Raw genomic sequence first — 20,537 nt, forward strand, 5'->3', positions numbered from 1 at the left:
CGCGAATTTCCGCTATTTCCGCTCTTCGCCGCTGCCCTTTAAATCGGGCGTCGGCCCCGCACGCTGACGGCTAACGGCTAACGAATCCTTATCACGCTAATTCGCTCCAAAGCGGCAGATTCGGCCAAAAAGAAGCGAACAGCGATACGAGGATTCGTTACATTTACCCAATGTCCGAAAAAGCTGAATTAGCGATACAGCGATTCCTTAGACTTCACTCGCTGCGGCTTTGCTGCCCCTGCGATTGCCGCACATGCTTCGGTCTCGTGACTTCGTTGATCCCCGCGGACCCCGCACTCGCTTCGTCGGCTTCGTCGGCTTCGTTCCCGGCACGGCTTCGTGCCGGCCGGCCGTCAAGACGGCTGCGGCTGCACTTTCTCCCGGTCTTTCCCTTTGTCCGACTCGCCCGCGTTTTTGTTCGCCGCGTCGCGGTCCTGCTGCATCTCTTCGACCGTCTTCACCTTGAGCCGCGCCGCGCCTTGGCTGTCTGCCCGCGTCGGAATCAGATTGCCGGCTGCCAAACGTTCCTTGGCCGCCGCGATCGCACCGCCGTACTGCGGCAGCCACTTCTCTCCGGCCGCCAGCATTTCGTCGACCATCTGCCAGATCTCTTTCGGATTGCAGACGGCACCGACGAGCGGGTCCATCATGAAAGCCTGACGCAGCAGCTTATCATCGCCATGGACGGCCGCTTCCACCGCCAGCCGCTGGACGGAAATACTGACATTGCACACGGCGGCCGCGCCGAGCGGCAGGTCGCCGACCACCGGCATCGAGATGCCGCTCCGGTCCACGTACCCCGGCGCTTCGATAATCGCATCCGCCGGCAGATTGGAGATCACGCCGTTGTTGACGGTGTTGAAATGTCCCCGGTATACGCGGCCCGTCTCCAGACCTTCCACGATGTAGGAGCCGTGTTCTTCGCCGCGATGCTCCGCTCCGTAGGCGAACGCCGGGTCCCGGAGCCAGTTCGGAAAATCGGTCTCGAACCAGCTGCGCCCTTCCGTGCATACCCGCAGATAACCGCCCGTCTCTCCGTTGATCCAACTGCCGAGGTCGATCCAATCCTGAATCTCGTCGCTGCGCTTGCGGTACCACGGTACGTATTCGCTCAGATGCCCGTTCGATTCCGTGCTGTAATAACCGAAGCGGCGCAGCATATCGATGCGGACTTTCTCCGTGCGGCTGTATTCCGGATGCCGCTCGAACGCGTCCAGCAGCCCTTCCGTCAGATCGCGGCCTTCATGCTTGGCGGATACGTACCACGTCTGGTGATTGATGCCGGCGCAGATGATATCCACGTCCTTTTTGTCGAGCCCGTACACTTCCGCGATCTGATGGTGTCCGTGCTGGACGCCGTGGCACAGCCCGACCGTGCGCACGCCGCCGTATTGGATGCACGCCCAGGTGAGCATCGCCATCGGATTGGAGTAGTTGAGCAGGAGGACGTCCGGCGCGGCCTTCTCCCGGATATCCCGGCAGATTTCCAGCATCTCGGCGATTCCGCGCTGTCCGTACATGATGCCGCCCGCGCAGAGCGTATCGCCGACGCACTGATCCACGCCGTACTTGAGCGGAATATCCACATCGGTCGCGAACGCTTCAAGGCCGCCGACCCGAATGGTACAAAATACGTACTTGGCCCCGTCCAGCGCTTCGCGCCGATCCGTCGTCGGGCGGATACGGATCGAGAGTCCGTTCTCGTCGATATCCCGTTGGCACAGCTCCGTCACCATATCCAGATTGCGCCGGTCGATATCCATGAACGAGACTTCGATATTCGCGAATTCCGGCACGCTGAGCAGATCCCGCAGCAGTCCCCGCGTGAATCCGATACTGCCCGCCCCGATAAACGTCACTTTAAAAGACATCCGTCTTGCCCCTTTCGCCGCTTCGGTCACTGCCCGGCGGCTTAAGATTAACCTGCACGTTCATCTTAGCAGGGAGGACTGGGAAAGCGTTATCAATATCGTGACCACTTAAGCGGATAAGTGTCAAGAATCCTCACTTTTCTTCCTTCTTCCAAGAATCGCTCTCGACACGTTCCCGGTATTCCGTCGGCGTACAGCCGCTGTACTTGCGGAACAAGAGATGGAAATACTGCCGGCTGGCGATACCCACGTAGTCCGCGATATCCGCTACCGGGATCAAGCTGCCTGCCAATAGCATCTTGGCTTTGTCCATACGCAGATTGTTCAGATAATCCGTCAGTGTACGCCCCGTATGCTGCTTGAACAGACGGTGCAGGTAGCCGGGATGCAGATTGACGGCGGCGGCGATTTCTTTGACCTGGATACCGCGATCATAGTTCTGATGCAGGTATTCGATCGCGGCGCGCACATAATGCTGGGCGTGCTGGCGGCTCGAATGCAGCTGCTCCCGCCGCAGCCGGGCCAGACGCAGCAGCAGCTCCGCGAACAGCAGCCGCACCATCACGTTCTGCCCGCCCTGCTGCCGATCCAATTCGAGCACCAGCGACTTGAGCGTATGCAGCACTTCCTCGGGATCCGGCAGGACAAGGCTGTCAAAAGGCATCTGCAGCAGCTCGGCCAGCGCCGGTTCTTCACGGGCGAGCATGCCGATACTCGGCGCACTCTCGTCGCCGGGCGAAATGGGCGCCCAGGAGAACTCCACGTTCAGCATCCGGCAGACCGTACCTTCTCCGACAATAAGACGATGAGGGACGCCGGCGTCCAGCAGGATCAGCTCGCCTTTTTTAAGCGTATAACGCTCCTCGTTTCCGGCTTCCGTCCTCACATCCACAATGCAGCTTCCGGTCATCAAATACATGATCTCCGTGGAATCGTGGCAATGATAGTCCATCCGGTAAGATGCCCACTGCTTGTAATAATAGGCATGAAAATGCGGGCCTAACCCGCTCTCGAGCAGCTCGCGTCCAAACAGGCTTCCGCTTGTTCCCGTCACTTCCTCTCCTCCTGTTGTCGCATTTCCTTTACCTTATAACGCCGTCCGAAGAAGGGTCAACTCCCGATAAACGTCTTGGAAAACGGACTTCATGTTATCTTTCCTGCCTTTTTCCCGAAAAATAACTGATGCAAATCATCAATTCCTGCTATGACGTAAGTTTTCCTGCTTGTTCCCCGAGAAAATCCGGTTTAAAATAGATAAACGAAAGAAAACCTCTCAAGGAGTGAACCTGCATGCATATCCAAATCGACAATCTGCAAGGCCCCGAAATTGCGGCGCTGCTCGAAGACCATCTCCACAGCATGACGCTGCATTCGCCGCCGGAAAGTATCCATGCCCTGGATCTGGACAAGCTGCGCAAGCCGGAGATCACGTTCTGGACTTTGTGGGACCAGGGAGAACTGCTCGGCTGCGGCGCGATCAAGGAACTCGATCCCGAACATGCCGAACTGAAATCGATGAAGACCGACACGAAGCATCTGCGCAAAGGCGTGGCGGAGAAACTGCTGGTACATATCCTCGAAGAAGCGCGCGGGCGCGGCTATAAGCGGATCAGTCTGGAAACGGGTTCGATGGATGCTTTTGCCCCGGCACGGAAGCTGTACGAGAAGCACGGGTTCACGGAGTCCGGGCCGTTCGGGGATTATGCGGCGGATCCTCATAGTATGTTTATGACGAAAGAGCTGTAACACGGAAATCGAAAAAGCACTCTCAAATAGTCATGGGATTCCCGGACGGGTTCTTCATGTCATTTGAGAGTGCTTATTTGTATCATTTCACCGACGAGTCATCGCTTTTCTCCGCGAACATTCACAGTCGGCGTTTGTTCATGCTCCAACTGCTCTTCCCGCTGCTCCGTCTCGTAAAATTCGCTCGTATACTCCGCCTCTATCGCTTCCGCCTGCAAAAGTTCTTCCAGCAGGGGAATCATGTCCGTACACTTTTCTCCTTTGATCCCTTTGGTTTCGGCTTGAATGCGTCCATCCGCAAAAATGCGGATCAGCAACTTTTCGTCCATGGAAACCTCCTTCTAAAAATCGATCGTCCGGCCGCCGCGTACAAGCACGATATCGTCTTCGATCGCCGGCGGCGATGCAGGCGGAGCTGCCGGCGATCCCGGGAATGCAGGCTTTTCTCCATCCGGCCGCTTGGGTGGAAGGGCATCGTGCTTGTATCCGCTCCGGTCCTCCTGCGGCGTGGCCGCAACCGCCCTGACGTTTGCCCATTCCCGAACTTCGCGAATCTGCTCGGCCTGCGTGACGGACAGCGGAACCGTATTGATAATAGCTTTTTCGAAATCTTCGGTACGAATAGAGCGGCTCTGCGCATAGGCTTCGAACAAAGCATCGATCACCAGCTGCTCGATCTCCGCGCCGACGAAACCTTCGCATTTGCCGGATAAACTCTCCAGGATTTCCTCCGTCAGCACAAAGCTCCCTTTGGCTTCTATGCTGGTCAATCGCTTGTTGATATGCAGGCGCAAAATGTCTTTGCGTTCTTTTGCCGTAGGAAGATCCACGAAAAAAATTTCGTCGAACCTTCCTTTTCGCATAAGTTCGGGCGGAAGGCTGTGAATCCGGTTTGCGGTCGCCACGACGAATACCGGACTCGTTTTTTCCTGCATCCAGGTCAAAAATTGCCCGAATACGCGCGCCGCCGTTCCGCTATCGCCGCCGCCGGAAATTCCGCTGAAGCCTTTTTCGATTTCGTCGATCCACAAAATGGACGGCGAAATCGCTTCGGCGGTTTTGATCGCTTTGCGCATATTCTCTTCGCTGCTGCCGACGAGGCCGCTAAAAATCTTCCCCATGTCGAGCCGCAGTAAAGGAAGCTGCCACATGGAGCTGATCGATTTGCTGATCAGGCTTTTGCCGCAGCCGGGAACGCCGGTAATCAGCACGCCTTTCGGGGAAGGCAGGCCGTATTGTTGGGCGGCGTCCAACCACGATTTATTGCGTTTGATCAGCCAACGTTTCAGATTGTCCAGTCCGCCGACGTCCTGAATTTTCAGGTCGCTTCTGATGAATTCGAGAATTTCGGTCTTTTTGATGATTTGCTCTTTTTCTTCCAGGATGATCTCGCTTTCTTCAATCGTTAAGCGTCCCCGCTCTACCATCGCTCTCGCAAAAGCATTTTCCGCTTCCGACAAAGTCAATCCAAGCGCTGCTGTCGCCAGATGCTTTTTTCCGTTATCGTTCAGGTCGATCTTGATCTTGCCGCTTTTTTCGTTAAAGTAAATGAGCTCTTCCAGGCTTGCTTTGATCTCGTCGAAAGCGGGCAGATTAAAGTCCACGATCGTGATGTCTTTTTGCAGGTCTTCCGGCAGCGTCAGGAACGGGGAGACGAAAATGACGTTGATCGGATTGGCGTTTTGTTTGATCGGAAGCAGCATATCCCTGAGTTTTCGAATCACCTGAACGTCCGCCGGACGGCCCGAGGCTCCCATATAGATATGGAAATCCTGAAGGACGACGATACAGGGTTTGCCGTACCTTTCGATATACTCCAGCGCTTTGAGCGGCGTTTTGGTTTCTCCCAACGTTCCCCTTTTTCCGTCCAGCAGGCCTGTCGTTACTGTCCACGTCAGTACTTCCCTCGGCGTTTTGATGCGCTCGGCATCCTGGGCCACGGAACGCAGCACCGAAAGGACGCGGTCTTCTTCCCACGTCTGGATATACAAATAAGGGAAGCGGGCTTTCATCAAATTGGCGACCAGATTACGAAATTCCTCGTTGTTTTTGCGAACGGTCATCGGTGGGGTTCCTCCTTAAAAGTCGATCATGCGGCCTTGTTTAAGTTCTTTGTCGGTCTGAGGCGATTCGAGCGGCACGAACATAAGCTGCTCTCCAAGCTTGGCCGCCGCCTGTTCCCTAAGCGTTATCGACTGCGAGAACTGCTCGAAGGATACGAACCCGCCGATTTCTTCGCGTTTAAGCACAATCTTTTTCGCCAATATGATGCCGATTTCCGGAATGGAGGCAAGTTCCGCTTCCGATGCTCGGTTCGCGTCGATTTTCGGACGGACTTTCGCCTCCGGTCCGATCTTCCCCGCATTGGAGTCGGCATGATCGACCAAAGGCGGACGCCGGCTCAACGAATCGAGTGTATCATGCAGTTCGTTGCGAACCTTTTCGGAATCCGTTTCTTTGCTGTAGGAATTGGAGACCTGCTTTTTGACGGGAGGCACTTGATCTTGAACCTTAAGCAGACTTTCCGCTTCTTGACGAAGTCGGGATATCTTCTGTTCATTCAACGCCTTTTTGTTTCGATTTCGCATGTCCAGCTGGATCAGAAAAGCAGGCCGGATCTTGAAGGCATGTATGATGGAGACCACCCATGCAGCTACTGCGATAAATGCGCCGATTCCGACAGCCGTAGTCAGCATCGCAACAATGACGGCGGCAAGATAGGCATAACCGTACATCGTCCAACGGCGGTTGCCCGTCGCCGATCCCGCGTAAATGAATCCGATAAAAGAAGTCAGGCCGAAGGGCACAATTGTCAACAGAATCCACCAGCTTGCTGCCCATTCCCATTTCGTTCCCCTGTTTGTGTAGGTGGTCACGTCGATCATCCTTTGGTTTTTATTTTCCGTTCAGCACATAAGTCAATTGAATGGAATCATCCTGCATCAGTTCTTCCTTTTCCAGCGTCATTCCCCGCTCTTCGGCGCGTTCAAGCAGCTTCCGGTAAACGGCCTGCTGCAAGTAGTGGGTATAAGAGCGTTCCACGTCTTCGATCCAACTTGCGTACTTTTCCAGATCCGCCGTTTGAGGCAAAAGCAGCAGGTAACGACCTTCCTCGTTCACCGTGAATACGGCCTCGTTTTGGGTATCCAGCCGCAGCGACGCCGCGTCTTCAACCTGACGAAAGTCGGTGTCCCACTCTTTCAACGCTTGTTTGAGCAGGTTCTCGTCTTTCATTCGGGTCTGGATTTCCACGTACCCGACGTCCTTTTGTCGATCCGTTTGTCTCATGATCGCTTCGGCAATCTCTTTGGTCGCCGCAATCGCCAGCGGTACCAGCAGAATTTCCAGGCTCATCGATTTTCTCCCGCCTTCCCGTCGAATTCCATCAGGCTCTCCAGCATCCGGAGATCGAGCGGTCCGGCCATTCCGTTGGCCGAGACCGTTCCGTCCGGATGCAAACAAATTTCCAGCTTGTTCGGTACTTCTTCCAGCTTAGTTTCATATTCCCGGTAGACGTCGGTAAGGAAGCGATAGCGCTGATTTTTCGATCCGACCCAGGGACGGCTCAAATCATGCAGTCTTTCGATATAAGGGCCGTCGATCAGCAGGTCGGTATGCCGCAGCAGCTTTCTCCAAGCGTCGCTGTTCGCCGACTTCAAAATCCGGTCGTACTCGTAACCCGTAAAAGTGACGACTCCCAGCCCGTCCGCCTGCACTTTCTCGGCCAGTGCGCTCAGCGCCTCCGCCTGTTCGAAAGGTTCTCCGCCGAGAAACGTCACGCCCGACAAATCGGGCGTGCTGTCGGCCGTACGTTTGATGTCTTCATAAACGGTTTCCATGTCGGACAAATACCCGCCGCCGAAATCCCAGGTGTGCGGGTTAAAGCATCCTTTGCAGCGAATCGGGCAGCCCTGCACCCAAATGGCGTAACGCAGGCCCGGACCTTCCGCGCTCGTTCTCGTTTTGATTTTGGAAAGACGAATCGGTAACATAAAAACCTCCGGTCTTCGCGATTAGGATAACAATACACGTCCGAAGTCGAACAGATAGGAAGAAACGGATTCGTCTTCGGCAAAAAACTTATCATATATTTTCATAACCCGTATAAGAATCCATTCAAAAATTTTTTTAATCATGTTGAAAATAAAGGCCAAGGCTCCGATCCGCCAGAGAATGAACCCAACGATTGCCGCAAGCAGGCCTGCCGGGCCGAAAGTGAAAAGGATGACAAGCAGAATAATTCCCGCAATAAGATAAAGCAATGATTTTCTCTCCTTTAAGTGTTATTGAGTGCCGCGCGAAACGTGTTTAATCCGAAGAATTTTGGCTTGCGGCGGAAATGTCCATCCTTTTCATGGAAGCACGCATCTCGACAATTTTATCTTTAAGCGAGACGGATATGCTTTTCGTTTCTTTAAGGACTTTCACCAAGTCTTCCGTCGTGATTTTGGGTTTGTTTTCGATAAACGCATTTTCGATCGTTTCTTTGACCACGGCTTCGATATCGGCTCCGCTAAAACCTTCGGAATTTTGAATCAACCGGATCGTATCGATTTCCCGATTGAACTGCTTACGCCTTTTGAGATGGATTTCGAAAATATTCCGCCGTTCTTCGGCATGCGGAAGGTCGACGGCGAACAATTCGTCGAAACGTCCTTTTCTTAAGAATTCCGGCGGAAGCTTGGAAATGTCATTGGCTGTCGCGACCACGAACACGGTACTTTCTTTATCCTGCATCCAGGTCAAGAAATTCCCGAACAGTCTCGTCGTCACGCTGTTTCCGCCGCCCCCGTCGCCGACTCCGGAAAAGGCTTTTTCGATTTCGTCCACCCATAAGATGCAGGGACTGACCGCTTCTGCGATTTTTAGCGCGCGGCGCATGTTTTCTTCGCTCTCGCCTACGTATTTGCCAAAAAGTTTGCCGATATCGAGCCGCAGCAGAGGAACCTCGAATAGTTTGGCCGTCGCTTTCGCCGCAAGGCTTTTTCCGCAGCCCGGCATCCCCACGATCAGTACGCCTTTGGGCATGTCCACGCCGAAGCTGAGTGCTTTGTCCAAATGCTTAAAAATTTTCGACTTCTTCTTAAGCCATTCCTTGAGATTTTCAAGGCCTCCTATGTCGTGCAAGTCTTCTTTAAAGTTCACGATCTCCAGCATGCCGGACTTTTTGATCATCTGCTCTTTTTCCTGCAGCACGAGTTCTTTGTCCTCGGCATTGATAACGCCGCCCGCCTGATAAGCCAAATTCAGAATCTGGGTGATTTCGAATTCGTTCAGTCCCTTGAAAGAAAGGACCAGCTCCTTCCGGACGTCTTCTTCCACTTCGATCTGCTGGGCATCGGCGAACTTCCGAATCATGTCGTCGATCTCTTCGAAAGAAGGCAGCAGGACGTCAAGCAGCGTAATATAAGGGCTTAATTCGGTCGGAATGACCAGCTTGCTGGAGACGATAAATACGGTGCAGTGAAAATCTTCGTGATGCATGTTTTTGGCCGCGATAGATTTAAGTCTCGCCACGATCACAGGTTCCTCCAACAGATGATGGACATCTTTCAGAACGATGAACGAAGGCTCATCCCCGGGCTCGTCCAGAAATTTGAGGAATTGTTCCAGCGTGTAATCGCCTTTGGATAACTTGGTCTTGAAATCGACATAGCCGTCGGCATTATTGAACTCGTAAACGGAAACTTCATCCGATATTTCCGAAATCAGCGAATCGATCTTGTCGAAATCGAAGTAATGGATGTAAATAATCGTCCGCAAAGCGTCTACGTAGGATTCGAGCTTGCTAAGCATGCTGGTTCGCACGGCTATACCTCCATGTAGGTGACGCTAAGATAAGAAGAATCCGATTTGAACAGCAATTCTTCCAGAATCAAATAATTTCCATTGATATCGTCCGAAGAATAATCGTTATTTTTCGCGCGTTCTTCGCCTACCCTGCAGGCTCCGTTATCCAAATGGATGACCATGTACTTTTTCCCTTTGTCGCCCAGATACTTCCACAATCCATTCGTAGAACCAATGAATGTTTTTATATGCGGTCCTGCTTTCGGGGAGGCTGCTTCCGCATCGTAATACGAATTCCGAATGTCTTCTTTGATCTCTTCGTTTTCCCACAATACGGCCCGCAGGCGCGGATTCGACAGTGTCAGGAAAATAACAAGCGGCTTATCTTCTTTGTAGTTTTCGTAAAAATTTTGATGATCCAGCTTGAACAGTTCGATATAGCGATTTTCTATTTCTTGCAAATAACTTTTAATATAATTAAAGTTTTGCGGATTGGTTTTTATGCCTTCTTTGATATTTTGATAAGCGGAATGGTATTTTCGGATAATCAAATCGCTTTGAAATCCATTTTCCTGCGCTTCTTTTAATTTGCTGTCGTTAAACAATTTCAGAACGGTTGCATAACTTTCTTGTGCATGCCGGTTTAGATTGGAATCGTCCACTTCGATAAATATTTTGACCAACTTGGGAATTATGTCGAACAAACTTTCTTCTTTTCGTTCGGTCAATGCTTCAACCGCCTCGGCTTCCTGCTCGTACCCCCGAACGTCCAGCCACTTTTTTAACACGCCGGTTTTATACAAGTCATACACGTCGTCCACATTGAAGTTATCGCGCAGATCCGCCAACGTTCGAATGCTTTTACCGTCGACAATCAGATTGAACTTGATCACTTTAGCCATCTTTATACTCCTTTATCGGCCGAATAAACTTTTGAATCCGCTTTTCAATCCGCTCCATGCTTTCGACGCCGCGGCTTTAACGCCATTCCATGCTTCCTTGCAGGCTTCTTTGGCAGCTTCGGCGACTTTCCGAACGCCTTGATTGGCTTTCTCGCCGACCTGCTGTCCCACGATATCTCCGACTACTTTGCCGACCGTTCCGCCGACTACCGTTCCTGCCGGACCGAATACGGAACCGATAAAAGCTCCTATCTTCTCTCCCATGAAGCGCCCGGCTTTGCGGCAGGCTTGGGAAACGACAGCCTCGGCCCGAGCCGCGGCACGATCGACGCCGTATTCGATCGCGTCCGGAACTTTTATTTCTCCGTTCGCGATCTTGTAACCGATCTTGATGCGGGTAAGGCCGCTATCCACCATCGCCGCGATCTCGGCAGGCGACTTATTGGCCAAAGGCTTGAGGTATCCGGCATTGGCCGCCTTGATCGCGGACGTCGCCACGATCGTTCTGGCTGTTTGCTCGGCCGCCGAAGGCTCTCCCAGCTTGGAAGCGACAAAATCCCGGAATATGCCCGCGGCCGGATGATCTTCTACGTATTCGGCCTTTCCCCCGGCATCTTCGGCCCAATCGGCGGCTTGGTTTTGTCCGACCGCCCGTTGAATGGCCTGCGAGACCGCTTTTTTATTCAGGTCTTCGAATATATAACTTGCCGGCTGTTCCAACTGCACCGGTCCTTCGATGAAATCGGCCTGTTCGATAACTTTTAGGGTAGCTTGATTTATCGACTGATGGATAACTTCAGGTATCTGCTGTTTATCGCCGGGAGCATAATCGTTCTGAAGCTTGGAAATTTTCTCTTCTATCCATCGGCTCGTTGCAATTCCGCGCTTTTTGTATTCAAGAATTTCACGATGATTGGCATCGATTCTGGAAAAAGTTTCATCTATTTCGTCAATCGCTTCCGCCAGTTCGTTTTCTCCGCGATATACGCCTGCGGCTTCAAGCTGCTGGCGCATAAATATTTTGAGATCGACATTGCCGGAGCTTTTGTAACTGATATATGCCTTGGCCGTTTCCATAAAAAAGCTTCGTAATCCTGACGTTTCTTTTTCCACTATGGCCCATTCCCCTTATCTGCTATCTTGATATACCATTTTCTAACTATAGCACGATCGCTTAATAACTTGAACGGAATTTTTAGGCTTTTAGACTCAGTGATATTCTCGTCTTTTTCCGTTCCGAAACCTGAATGATCCGTCAAAAAAAGCTAGTTCGGATGAACTAGCTTGGAAATAATTGAAATTTCATTCGCCTAATTTAATCGCTCACTCGCCCCGTTTCTTTACAAGCAGGGCAGCTATGGGTACCGCTGCCTCCGCAAGCATAACAATCGTCATCAGCAGCCTGTTTACCCAACCCGCCCGTGCAGTCGCATTCCACTTCCCCTCTAACACCGCAGTACCCGATTTCGTTTAAACATACTAGCCTTCCTCTTAATAAGTGCTCAGATTATTTTATTCCCCTATGAATGAACTACCTTCCGACTCCACAATCCGTATCCACATGCGACTTTTACGGCTGTTCCGTCGTGTCCTCTTCACCGGCGTCGGGAGCATTCCCCGCATCGTACGTCTCGTACACCTTATCCATCAGCAGCCCCAGCACCAACTCCGACTGATCAATATCATTGTATGATCCCGCCCCCATCTCGAACGTACCGTCTTCATGCAAAAGGAACTGAATACGCGCTTTGGCGGACTTTTCGTTATAAAGGAAATATCCGGTGAATTCGACTACGTCGTATGTTTCTTCCGTATCCTCATCTGTACCCGAGAAGTACTGCCACGTCGGTCCATCAAAGAAAGCGTCCATGACTTCACCGATCGTGACGTCATCGCGGCCGTTCATGGTCCCGTTCTTGACGGACTGCACATGCTCGTCCGTCAGATTCGCCAGATTGTTCAATTGATCGGAAGCCGTCTGCACGGCTTGATCTGTCTCATGCCGAATATCGGCATCTGTGGAGGTGGAAGAACACCCGGCTATGACCGATACACCGAGCACTATCAAACCCAACTTCATCGTTATTTTCATTTTTTTATTTCCTCCGTTTTTCGCTTAAGGCAAAGGAGCTGCCGTTGGAACTTCTTTAATCTTCTTTTTCGAGAAAATGCCCATAAACCCTGCTACTGCCAACAGCACACCGGATAAAATGTAGAACATCGAGATGCTAATGACACCGGCGATCGCACTAATCAGCATAAGCCAACCTGCCAATTTGGGCTTGCTTTTGGAAAATGCCGCACCAATGATGCCTAAAATGCTGAACAACAAAGCCGAAATAGCCAATCCGCTAATTTCCGACGTTCCCGTATCGGAAAATGCTGCATCCAGTCCTCCGATCATCATAGCTACAATCGCTGCAATAATTCCAAAAACCCCTCCAACCAATCCCATAGCAAACATATTCATTTCTCCTTTATGGATACGATTTGATATAACCACTCGCTAATCAGCAAAATAAACCCGACTGTTAGAGCTATCGCTTTCTGACATTCGACAATTCCAGAAGAGTTCGAAAAATCTGATCATACAACTGCTGCTCCTTGGGGGTTAGCTTTCCCAACTCTTCAGCGATTCTTTGAGGAATATCCGAATCATGGTTGGAATTCGGAATATCTATTCGGCTTCTCTCCAGAAGCTCGCCTTCGCCAACCCCCAGTGCACTTGCAAGTCGTCCAACAATCAAGATGCTTGGCGATTGTCGGACTCCCCGTTCGATCTGACCTAAGTAGGAGATATCGATTTCAGCCTTTTCCGCCAACTGCTCCTGTGTCATATGCTGCTGCTTTCTGAGCTTGCGTATTTTCGAGCCCAATCGTATGTCTTTCGAACCAGAAATCCCCCTCACCGCCCACTTTACTTTGTCTCTTTCCTCATCATAGAATAAGAAGGAAATTTTACCCACGGACAAAATCCTCTGCCTTTCGTGACGATCGTCACTATTCACACTCCTTTTTGGCTTGAATTGAGCTTAGCATGAGCCTTTAAGGTCTCTTGAACCTGTTAAACGGGTAAGCAAGAAGGCCGATCGAGAAAAATCTTTATACAAATAAGGTATTCAAAGCAGTCAAACATGTTCAGAAGACACAAAAAGGACACGTTTTACTCGAAACTACTTTTTCAAAAACCGAAATAGACACAATTTGTACACAGTTACATATGCAAACCTAATGCACGGAAAAGGAGCTGATAGAATGGCTAGAAGTCGGGCAATTCGTAAATTTATAATCGACACTTGCGACTTCCAATTCGATTTTATGGAGATTTACAAGGAATGGAGTTTGGATTCGATTCTGCGGGCAGTAGATATTGGACAGCCGATGCGCGACGCCTGCATGTATCTGGAGCTGGATACGGAATGGATCGAAGAAGAAGTCAAAATGCATGCCATGCGTCAACTGTACGAAGAGACGTCTCATCTGACGGTGCGTGAGATCGAGCTGATGACATTATATGAAGACCATACCTTGTTTGGGCGCACGCTTGGTGATCTGTTGGAAGAACTGATTTTTATGGATCCAAGCACCTGGCTCACAACGTTTGAGAATTCAATCCTGTATTTGAACGACAATGGGATGGGAGCCGGAGCGTCTTCTTCATCTTCTGAACTAAGCGACGAACAAAAAGAAGAAACAGTCCGGCGCATATTCGGGAAGATGCCGCTTGAATTGAATTACGGACCGTCGACGTTGGAGAACGAAAGTGAGCTGCACCGAAAATGGAGTAAGCTGGGTAGACGTCAAGGCTCGGGCTATCGTTTTTTTCGCCGCTTTGTACGTCAGGACTTGTTTTTGCATCCGCATCCCAATGACATAGCCAAAGAAGAACGGCGAGGGCGGATGCGGCAGCAGCACAAACATTTTCAAGCCGTCCTGAAAGACCTTATGAGCGAGCAGGACATTGAGCAGGATCTGGAACTGTACGAGGGCGAGCTGAATACTTGTTATCTCGAATATGCCGCCGCCCGACTCGCGCAGGCCGGCTTGGAGGAAAATCCGGAATATAAATCAAAACGCGATGCTCTAGTGAAAATCGCGGCTTTGTTTACCCTCGTCCGAAATTCTGATCTTAGGATGGCGCTGCTGGATAATCTTGTTGGAGACGGTGACAGCGGAGAAGTGCCGTTTAATTTAGGCCGGGAATCGTATGAAACTAAGCTGGATTATGCAGATTACAAAGACTTTTTTCTTGAAGAAGAAGATGTAAAAGAAGGCAGAACCGCTTTGTATCTGATTATTCTATTGATTGCGGAGTTTACATTGAAGCCATTTTTGCGCATCAAGCTAAATGAAGTCGGCCTATATTTCGGACATAAAGGAATCGACGCTTCGCAGGAGATTGAAGAAGGCGATGAAGAAGAGCTGAAGCGATTAAAACTTCGTTTGATACCTGTTGTTATGCTGCGCGGTGCCTATTGGAAAGAGCAGTCTGCGCTGTTGGAACAGTACTCCGGTTTCCTGTCTTCGACAGATCCGGCGCCGGATTCCGACAATTTGTTCGGCAGCCTGTACAAATGGACTTATCACTTCAACAAGGAAGTCCGACAAAAATCCTTGTTCCGAAAAGCCAGCCGCCAACTTCTTACTCAAAGCAGGCATAATCAATCCAATACAGCTTATAATCTGATTCACGCAATGGAACCTTTCGATCAAGCATTCAAAGATTTCGCCAATATCAAACCAAAAGATCTTGATGTAGAAGACATTGATAAATGGATTGAAAAGTTTTAAAAAAGGCTGTCCCGAACCGCTGCACGGTTTCCGGGACAGCCTTTTTTCACTTTCGCGCTCAAAGCGGCCTGTCTCCTCGATCCACCCTGACGGCCCGCCGCCGGTCCATGACCGAGATAAACCCCGCTTTTTCGTCGCCGTCCAATTGGACCGAGATCAGATGCGTCTTCTGCAGGTCTTCCTCGCTGCCCATAGCCAGATCCTTTTTGGGATCTTGAAGCAGTTTCTTGGCGTCGATACCGCAGTAAATAGTCCAGATGCCCAGGCCCCGTCTCTTTCATATAAGCATCTCCGTATGAATCGATCAGCTCGGTTCGGGTCATCCCCACCTGCGCGCCTCTTCCGGCCGTGACACCCATTAACAAACCGGCCAGAACCACCTGCATTTTTTCACGATGCTGCGCCTCCTTTTTGGAGTCGGTATGTACAACCTTCGGTTCTTCGTCCGCCTCCAAGGTTTGCAAAATACGAAAAGACCCCGGCCGGAAATCGGCCAGGGTTCTTGCACTAAGTAGGGCGGCGAGCCGCCCGTACAGGCCTTGCTTTATCTACGCATCCAAGCGGCTTCCCCTTACGGCGAAACCATGCCTCCGTTGGCATTAAGCGTCTCGCCTGTCACGTAGCTCGATTCCTGGCTGGCCAGGAAGACGTAAGCCGGAGCCATTTCGACCGGCTGTCCCGGACGTCCAAGCGGAGTCTGGGCGCCGAATTCCGGCAGTTTGTCCGGCGGCTGTCCGCCTGCGACCTGCAGCGGCGTCCAGACCGGACCCGGTGCGACCACGTTGACGCGGATGCCCTTCTCGCCGACCTGCTGCGCCAGCGCTTTGCTGAACGTGTTGATCGCGGCTTTGGTCGTGGCATAGTCCAGCAGGATCTCGGACGGGCTGTATGCCTGGATCGACGACGTATTGATGATCGAGCTGCCCGGCTTCATATGCTTGATCGCCGCTTTGCACAGCCAGAACATGGCGTAGACGTTCGTCTTGAACGTCTCGTCGAACTGCTCCGTCGTGATCTCGTCGATGCTCTCGCGGAACTGCTGCTTGCCCGCCACGATTGCCAGAATGTCGATGCCGCCGAGTTCCTTGACCGCCGTTTCGATCAGGTTTACGCAGTAGCTCTCGTCCTTCACGTCACCCGGCATCGCGACCGCTTTGCGGCCTTCGGCTTCGATCAGCTTCACGACTTCCTTGGCGTCCGCTTCTTCTTCCGGCAGATACGACAGCACCACGTCGGCGCCTTCTCTGGCGTAAGCGATCGCCGCGGCGCGGCCGATGCCGCTGTCCGCTCCGGTCACGACGGCTTTGCGGCCGACCAGACGCTCTTTGCCGACATAAGTCGTCTCGCCCGAGTCGGGAATCGGATTCATTTCCTGTTGAAGGCCCGGGCCTTCCTGCTGCTGTTCATATTCCGGTCCGGCTTTCGGATACTGCGTCGTCGGGTCCTGCATCTTGTAGAAATCGCTCATGATTGAATGCCTCCTCGAGTATACGAAAATGGTTGGGATTGAACGAACGGCCGATGCAGCGGAATGTCCCGCTCGGCACCGCCGTACTCGTCACTTATGTAACCGCCATAATTCCGATTTAAACGAGGGTTCTTCGGGTACCGCGTAAATTGTTTGGCAAAATTTCAATCCTGTGTGAACAATTCGAAATCGCAGGCCGATAAACGTTTACCGGCCGCACATCGCGTTTAAGGGTTTAGCAAACACCCGGAACGCAATCGGGAAAGGAGCGAACCCCCATGTCCAACTTGAACGAGCACACGCCGACTTCGGATCCGAAAGCGATCGAGACCGTACGGGATCTCATCAAAGATATCGAAACGGCCATGCTGACCACCGTGTCCGATACCGGCCTGGTATCCCGTCCGATGAAGACGCAGCATATCGAATTCGACGGCGACCTGTGGTTTCTGACGAAAAAAGATACGTCCAAATACGACGAGATTCTCAAGGATCCCCGCGTCAATCTCGCGTATGCCGGCAAATCTTATGTCTCGATCAGCGGAACAGCGGAATTCGTGGAAGACGATGCCCGCAAAAAAGTACTCTGGAACAAAATGTACGAGAAGATTCTGGGTACGCCGTACGACGATCCCAATCTCGTACTGATCCGCGTTCAAACGGAAACCGCGGAGTATTGGGAAAGCGGCAGCGCGGTGAAAATGATGACCCATCTGCTCAAAAAAGCGGTTGGCAAAGGTTCCGATCCCAAGTCCGAACCCGGCCTCAACGAAACGGTCGATCTGGAATCCGCCCCCCACTCTCCGCAAGGCCGATAGCGGATTACCCAACTCCCGCCGAGCGATAACGCAGCCGGATAGGCGATCACGAAACGTCAAACAAGGATTCCCGCCGAATACGGGAATCCTTTTTGCTGCCGATTCTGCGAAACGCCGACCGACGCCGGTGCGGCCTCGGCTCTTATTCCCCGCAGGCTGTCTGCCAGAAAGGCGCTTCATCTTGAAGCAGCTTGTCCAGCGGCTGGGGTCGGGAGAAGTAATAGCCCTGAAGCTGCAAACAGCCCAGAGACAGCAGCATTTCCCGCTGCTCCTGCGTCTCGATGCCTTCCGCGATGACGGACAATCCCAATTCCTTCGCCATCGCGACCGCGCCGCGGATCATCGCGCGGCTGATCCGGTTCGTCTGCGCGTTCTGGATCAGTCCGCGATCGATTTTGAGCGTATGAACCGGCAGTTCCTGCAGCAGGCCGATTCCCGAAGAAGAACTGCTGCCCAGATCGTCCAGCGAGAAAGTGACGCCCCACTGGGTGAGCGTATTCAGCTGCGGCAGAATATGCGAAGCGTCCAAACGCTGGGTAGTCTCGTTCAATTCGATTTCGATTTTGCCGGGCGGACAGCCGGTCTGCGCAAACACTTCGGCCGCAAGCTCGACAAAATAAGGATCCCGCAGCGATCTGACGGTAATGTTGACATGGATCCGTTTCTCCGGCTGCAGAATCCGCTGGGCGATACAAGCTTGGCGCAGCACCCACAGATCGACCTGCTCGATCAAACCCGCTTCTTCGGCCGCCGCGATCGCTTCGGCCGGAGAGATCATGCCCCGCTGCGGATGGTTCCAGCGCAGCAGCGCTTCGTAAGACCGGGCAATCCCGTCTTCCGCTCCGACAATCGGCTGGAAATGCAGCTCAAGTTCACCGCCCTGCAGCGCCTGACGCATATCCAGTTCCGCCTGCTGGTCCTCGATCCGGAAGATGACCATTCCGGCTTTGCCGCCTTTCTTGATCCGGTACATGGCCGTATCCGCCCGCTCGATATATTCGCGCAGCGATCCGGCTTCCAGACAAGCCCCGATCGACAGTGTGAGCGGTTCTTCCTGAGCGGAGAACGGCATATTTTCGCTGCGAAAAGCCGATACCAGGCGCTCTACGGCCGCCCGAACCTGCTGCGGATCGTCGGTCGGCAGCACGATCACAAACTCGTCTCCCCCGTACCGGCACAGCAGCCAGTCTTCGTCCGCCGCTTTGCGAATGGCTTCCGCCAGAGATTGAAGGACAAGGTCTCCGGCCGTATGTCCGTAATCGTCGTTCACTTCCTTGAAATTATCCAGGTCCATGAAGATCACCGACTTCGGCGCTCCGCCCAGTTCCCGTTCATAAATCGATTCCAGGGCGCTGTACCGCAAAAATCCGGTCAGATCGTCGAAATACGTCGTTTCTTCCAGTTGAATCAGGCCGGAAACGACCGAAGCGACATGCATCAGGCGTTCGGCATCTTCCGCGGTAAATATATGGGTCCGATCCATAGCACAGATCGTCCCGTACAGGTCGCCGTTCTCCAACCGGATCGGCACACCGACAAAGCTGACGCTGCCGATGTTGGACGTGATCGGCATTTCGCGCGTCAGCGGCGACAGCAGGGTGTCTTCGATAATGACCGGGCCTGCAAGATGACCCACCAGGCTGCAGTACGAGATCGAATAAGGAATGACGCTGCCTTCTTGAACGAGCTGTTCTTCGGCGTTCCAGGCGCTCAGAATCATATTCTGCTTGCCGTTGTTATAAGCCGTGAAAAAGGTATTGGCGTCGATGACGGAGTGCAGAAGCGAGAACAGCGTCTTGGATGTGATTCGGATCAGGTCTTCCCGCTGTTCCTTCATCGGTTTCATAATAAGCCTCCATAGGTCTTGGGTTGCGTTCGTGGTGGATATATGAGCCCATTATAAACAATAAGTAAGCAGCTGTCACATCGTCTGTAAGCAAATATTCCTACTTTATTCGCTTGTTTTCCTGCGTTTTTTACCTCTTGCGTTTAAATGCTCCAAAATTCAATTTCCCTCAACTAAATTTTGCGGATAACTATAAATAAAACCGAAAAAACCGCATCTGCCCCATTTGGATAAACGGGGCGGACACGGCCGCCTAAAACGAATCCGTCCGAGGTCCCCGGACGCTGTTCTTCTCTGCTACTTGATCGACGCTTCGTAGATCGATTCGATGGAACGCGCCAGCGTTTCGTCAAACTCCTGATCGGTTTGTCCGAAGCTGACGCCTTCTGCCAGCGCGCGGGAGAAACTGGCGATCAGCCCCGGGTTCCGGGTCAGACGTTCGTTCGCTTCCTCGCGCGTATATCCGCCCGACAGCGCAACGACGCGCACCACATGCGGATCGTTCATCAGATCGCCGTAGAAGCCGTCTACGGCCGGAATCGACAGTTTGAGCATCACGAGCACGCCGTCTTCCAGTTTCGCCAGCTGTTCGACCAGTTCCGCTTTGAGCAGACGTTCCGATTCTTCGCGGTCGGCGCTGAGAATATCGACTTCCGGTTCGATAATCGGAACAAGCCCGGCCGCGAAGATCCGGCGTCCGAATTCGAACTGCTGCTCGACGGCCTGCTTGATGCCTGCTGAGTCTGCATGGTGGATGACCGAACGCATTTTGGTTCCGAAAATATGCCGTTCAACCGCACGCTCCAGCAGTCCGTCCAGATCGGGCATCGGTTTCATCAGCTGCACGCCGTTTTGCTCCGTGTCCAGTCCTTTATCGACTTTGAGAAAAGGCACGATCCCTTTTTCTTCCCACAAATAATCCGGGGTCTTTTTGCCGTCGATCTCGCGGTCCATCGTATTCTCGAACAAAATCGCACCCAGGATACGCTCCGAGTTGAAGGCCGGGCTCTTGATGATCCGCGTGCGCATCGTGTGTACGGCGCTGTACATGCCTTCCTCGTCCGAGTAGGTATCTTCCGCGACTCCGTACTGCAGCAGGGCTTTTGGCGTACTGCCTCCGCTCTGATCGAGCGCCGCCACGAATCCTTTGCCGCTGCGCATCACTTCCAGCTGTTTCTCGTTCATCTCCATCTTCCTTTCTCCGTAAAATGCCAAGCTTCTATCCGCAGTTCCACTTATTCATTACCCGAAAGACTCCGCAGCGGTCGCGGGGAAGCCAAACTTTTTCCGAAGATTGATCCGTTT

The 20,537-nt window shown here is 52.3% G+C and carries 21 protein-coding genes; 3 read left to right on the forward strand and 18 right to left on the reverse strand.

All coding sequences use genetic code 11. The annotated features are described in order from the left end of the window. Positions 1-353: 353 nt before the first annotated feature. Both melA and HOP44_RS12855 read right to left on the reverse strand, forming a co-directional pair. A complete protein-coding gene (gene melA / locus HOP44_RS12850; RefSeq protein ID WP_172253942.1) occupies positions 354-1,871 on the reverse strand; it encodes an alpha-glucosidase/alpha-galactosidase in 1,518 nt (505 codons plus the stop codon). Between the two features lie 133 nt (positions 1,872-2,004). Further along, positions 2,005-2,925, reverse strand: coding sequence for an AraC family transcriptional regulator (locus tag HOP44_RS12855; RefSeq protein ID WP_343059876.1), 921 nt, complete (start codon positions 2,923-2,925; stop codon positions 2,005-2,007). A gap of 236 nt (positions 2,926-3,161) precedes the next feature. Between HOP44_RS12855 and HOP44_RS12860 the strand changes: the two genes are divergently transcribed. Then, complete coding sequence (locus HOP44_RS12860; protein WP_172253944.1) at positions 3,162-3,617, forward strand: GNAT family N-acetyltransferase; 456 nt, start codon at positions 3,162-3,164, stop codon at positions 3,615-3,617. A gap of 98 nt (positions 3,618-3,715) precedes the next feature. Here the strand turns inward: HOP44_RS12860 and HOP44_RS12865 are convergent, their stop codons facing one another. The 12 genes from HOP44_RS12865 to HOP44_RS12920 form a co-directional block, all read right to left on the reverse strand. After that, positions 3,716-3,946: a DUF2997 domain-containing protein gene (locus HOP44_RS12865; protein ID WP_172195825.1), complete on the reverse strand. Its 231-nt coding sequence runs from the start codon at positions 3,944-3,946 to the stop codon at positions 3,716-3,718. 12 nt (positions 3,947-3,958) lie between these two features. Next, the gene (locus HOP44_RS12870; RefSeq protein WP_172253946.1) at positions 3,959-5,680 is read right to left on the reverse strand and encodes an AAA family ATPase; all 1,722 of its coding nucleotides are present in this window, start codon (positions 5,678-5,680) and stop codon (positions 3,959-3,961) included. A 15-nt stretch (positions 5,681-5,695) separates the two neighbouring features. Further along, the gene (locus HOP44_RS23155; RefSeq protein ID WP_172253948.1) at positions 5,696-6,493 is read right to left on the reverse strand and encodes a helix-hairpin-helix domain-containing protein; all 798 of its coding nucleotides are present in this window, start codon (positions 6,491-6,493) and stop codon (positions 5,696-5,698) included. A 19-nt stretch (positions 6,494-6,512) separates the two neighbouring features. After that, the gene (locus HOP44_RS12880) at positions 6,513-6,971 is read right to left on the reverse strand and encodes a hypothetical protein (protein WP_172253950.1); all 459 of its coding nucleotides are present in this window, start codon (positions 6,969-6,971) and stop codon (positions 6,513-6,515) included. Next, the gene (locus tag HOP44_RS12885) at positions 6,968-7,609 is read right to left on the reverse strand and encodes a 4Fe-4S single cluster domain-containing protein (protein ID WP_172253952.1); all 642 of its coding nucleotides are present in this window, start codon (positions 7,607-7,609) and stop codon (positions 6,968-6,970) included. The genes HOP44_RS12880 and HOP44_RS12885 overlap by 4 nt, the downstream gene beginning before the upstream one ends. Positions 7,610-7,630: 21 nt before the next feature. Then, a complete protein-coding gene (locus HOP44_RS12890; RefSeq protein WP_172253954.1) occupies positions 7,631-7,879 on the reverse strand; it encodes a hypothetical protein in 249 nt (82 codons plus the stop codon). 46 nt (positions 7,880-7,925) lie between these two features. Further along, positions 7,926-9,425 carry an AAA family ATPase gene (locus tag HOP44_RS23160; protein WP_216667577.1) on the reverse strand — a complete coding sequence of 500 codons (1,500 nt, stop codon included), beginning with the start codon at positions 9,423-9,425 and terminating at the stop codon, positions 7,926-7,928. Between the two features lie 2 nt (positions 9,426-9,427). After that, positions 9,428-10,309, reverse strand: coding sequence for a hypothetical protein (locus tag HOP44_RS12900; RefSeq protein ID WP_172253956.1), 882 nt, complete (start codon positions 10,307-10,309; stop codon positions 9,428-9,430). 12 nt (positions 10,310-10,321) lie between these two features. Continuing rightward, complete coding sequence (locus HOP44_RS12905) at positions 10,322-11,386, reverse strand: hypothetical protein (RefSeq protein WP_172253958.1); 1,065 nt, start codon at positions 11,384-11,386, stop codon at positions 10,322-10,324. 493 nt (positions 11,387-11,879) lie between these two features. Then, on the reverse strand, positions 11,880-12,401 hold the full coding sequence (locus HOP44_RS12910; RefSeq protein ID WP_172253960.1) for a hypothetical protein: 522 nt from the start codon (positions 12,399-12,401) through the stop codon (positions 11,880-11,882). Positions 12,402-12,425: 24 nt separating this feature from the next. After that, positions 12,426-12,773 carry a DUF4064 domain-containing protein gene (locus HOP44_RS12915; RefSeq protein ID WP_172253962.1) on the reverse strand — a complete coding sequence of 116 codons (348 nt, stop codon included), beginning with the start codon at positions 12,771-12,773 and terminating at the stop codon, positions 12,426-12,428. A 73-nt stretch (positions 12,774-12,846) separates the two neighbouring features. After that, the gene (locus tag HOP44_RS12920) at positions 12,847-13,275 is read right to left on the reverse strand and encodes a helix-turn-helix domain-containing protein (RefSeq protein ID WP_216667578.1); all 429 of its coding nucleotides are present in this window, start codon (positions 13,273-13,275) and stop codon (positions 12,847-12,849) included. Between the two features lie 289 nt (positions 13,276-13,564). On the opposite strand from HOP44_RS12920, the gene HOP44_RS12925 reads away from it, so the two are divergent. Continuing rightward, positions 13,565-15,100, forward strand: coding sequence for a hypothetical protein (locus tag HOP44_RS12925; protein WP_172253964.1), 1,536 nt, complete (start codon positions 13,565-13,567; stop codon positions 15,098-15,100). 58 nt (positions 15,101-15,158) lie between these two features. On the opposite strand, the gene HOP44_RS23005 is transcribed toward HOP44_RS12925, so the two are convergent. Further along, positions 15,159-15,293: a hypothetical protein gene (locus HOP44_RS23005; RefSeq protein WP_281367792.1), complete on the reverse strand. Its 135-nt coding sequence runs from the start codon at positions 15,291-15,293 to the stop codon at positions 15,159-15,161. A 378-nt stretch (positions 15,294-15,671) separates the two neighbouring features. Continuing rightward, positions 15,672-16,568, reverse strand: a complete 897-nt coding sequence (locus tag HOP44_RS12930) for an SDR family oxidoreductase (RefSeq protein WP_172253966.1) — start codon at positions 16,566-16,568, stop codon at positions 15,672-15,674. Between the two features lie 278 nt (positions 16,569-16,846). Here HOP44_RS12930 and HOP44_RS12935 point away from each other — a divergent pair, with 278 nt between their 5' ends. Beyond that, a complete protein-coding gene (locus HOP44_RS12935; RefSeq protein ID WP_172253967.1) occupies positions 16,847-17,386 on the forward strand; it encodes a pyridoxamine 5'-phosphate oxidase family protein in 540 nt (179 codons plus the stop codon). A 142-nt stretch (positions 17,387-17,528) separates the two neighbouring features. On the opposite strand, the gene HOP44_RS12940 is transcribed toward HOP44_RS12935, so the two are convergent. Together HOP44_RS12940 and HOP44_RS12945 are read right to left on the reverse strand one after the other, a co-directional pair. After that, positions 17,529-19,232: a sensor domain-containing phosphodiesterase gene (locus HOP44_RS12940; RefSeq protein WP_172253968.1), complete on the reverse strand. Its 1,704-nt coding sequence runs from the start codon at positions 19,230-19,232 to the stop codon at positions 17,529-17,531. Between the two features lie 297 nt (positions 19,233-19,529). Next, positions 19,530-20,417, reverse strand: coding sequence for a fructose bisphosphate aldolase (locus tag HOP44_RS12945; protein WP_172253969.1), 888 nt, complete (start codon positions 20,415-20,417; stop codon positions 19,530-19,532). Positions 20,418-20,537: the final 120 nt, after the last annotated feature.

The organism is Saccharibacillus deserti (assembly GCF_013618475.1).
GTDB classification, from domain to species: Bacteria; Bacillota; Bacilli; order Paenibacillales; family Paenibacillaceae; genus Saccharibacillus; species Saccharibacillus deserti.

Coding starts and splice junctions, on each gene's coding strand:
- melA (WP_172253942.1), bottom strand. CDS start 1,871: ATGTCTTTTAAAGTGACGTTTATCGGGGCGGGCAGTATCGGATTCACG.
- HOP44_RS12860 (WP_172253944.1), top strand. CDS start 3,162: ATGCATATCCAAATCGACAATCTGCAAGGCCCCGAAATTGCGGCGCTG.
- HOP44_RS12865 (WP_172195825.1), bottom strand. CDS start 3,946: ATGGACGAAAAGTTGCTGATCCGCATTTTTGCGGATGGACGCATTCAA.
- HOP44_RS12870 (WP_172253946.1), bottom strand. CDS start 5,680: ATGACCGTTCGCAAAAACAACGAGGAATTTCGTAATCTGGTCGCCAAT.
- HOP44_RS12880 (WP_172253950.1), bottom strand. CDS start 6,971: ATGAGCCTGGAAATTCTGCTGGTACCGCTGGCGATTGCGGCGACCAAA.
- HOP44_RS12885 (WP_172253952.1), bottom strand. CDS start 7,609: ATGTTACCGATTCGTCTTTCCAAAATCAAAACGAGAACGAGCGCGGAA.
- HOP44_RS12900 (WP_172253956.1), bottom strand. CDS start 10,309: ATGGCTAAAGTGATCAAGTTCAATCTGATTGTCGACGGTAAAAGCATT.
- HOP44_RS12905 (WP_172253958.1), bottom strand. CDS start 11,386: ATGGAAACGGCCAAGGCATATATCAGTTACAAAAGCTCCGGCAATGTC.
- HOP44_RS12910 (WP_172253960.1), bottom strand. CDS start 12,401: ATGAAAATAACGATGAAGTTGGGTTTGATAGTGCTCGGTGTATCGGTC.
- HOP44_RS12915 (WP_172253962.1), bottom strand. CDS start 12,773: ATGTTTGCTATGGGATTGGTTGGAGGGGTTTTTGGAATTATTGCAGCG.
- HOP44_RS12925 (WP_172253964.1), top strand. CDS start 13,565: ATGGCTAGAAGTCGGGCAATTCGTAAATTTATAATCGACACTTGCGAC.
- HOP44_RS23005 (WP_281367792.1), bottom strand. CDS start 15,293: ATGGGCAGCGAGGAAGACCTGCAGAAGACGCATCTGATCTCGGTCCAA.
- HOP44_RS12930 (WP_172253966.1), bottom strand. CDS start 16,568: ATGAGCGATTTCTACAAGATGCAGGACCCGACGACGCAGTATCCGAAA.
- HOP44_RS12935 (WP_172253967.1), top strand. CDS start 16,847: ATGTCCAACTTGAACGAGCACACGCCGACTTCGGATCCGAAAGCGATC.
- HOP44_RS12940 (WP_172253968.1), bottom strand. CDS start 19,232: ATGAAACCGATGAAGGAACAGCGGGAAGACCTGATCCGAATCACATCC.
- HOP44_RS12945 (WP_172253969.1), bottom strand. CDS start 20,417: ATGAACGAGAAACAGCTGGAAGTGATGCGCAGCGGCAAAGGATTCGTG.